This is a genomic window from Streptomyces sp. Q2, from assembly GCF_056820935.1.
This window is the reverse complement of the sequence record NZ_JBXEJE010000130.1, coordinates 1-408: the sequence shown is the minus strand read 5'-3', so window position 1 is coordinate 408 and position 408 is coordinate 1. Positions and strand designations below refer to the sequence as shown.

Below are 408 nucleotides of genomic sequence, written 5' to 3'. Positions count from 1 at the left end.
GCTTACGGCGAGGACGACCGACCCGGCCACGGACCGGCGGAATCGCATCGAGAAGTGGCAGAAGCTGGGTGACGTCGTTGCGGTTCCCGCCGGTCAGCAGCACGGCCAGCGGGGTGCCGTGCCCGTCGGTGATCAAGTGATGCTTCGAGCCGGCCCGGCCGCGATCGACCGGCGATGAGCCCGTGCGGTTCCCCCCTTTTAACGCCCTGACGTGGGAGGAGTCGACCACGCAGCGGGACCAGTCCAGCTTCGCCGCCGTGTTCACCTCGGCGAGCAGAACCTCGTGCAGCCGCTGCCACACTCCGGCCTCGTTCCAGTCCCGCAGCCGTCGCCAGCACGTCATGCCCGAGCCGAAGCCCAACTCCTGCGGCAGGTACTCCCACTGGATCCCGGTATGCAGCACGTACA

At 68.4% G+C, this 408-nt stretch carries 1 protein-coding gene; it reads right to left on the bottom strand.

Annotation, left to right across the window (positions count from 1 at the left end; translation table 11 throughout):
- Positions 1–408: IS5 family transposase (locus ACWBNA_RS47895; RefSeq protein ID WP_482710893.1), on the bottom strand; the 408-nt coding region annotated here is incomplete at both ends.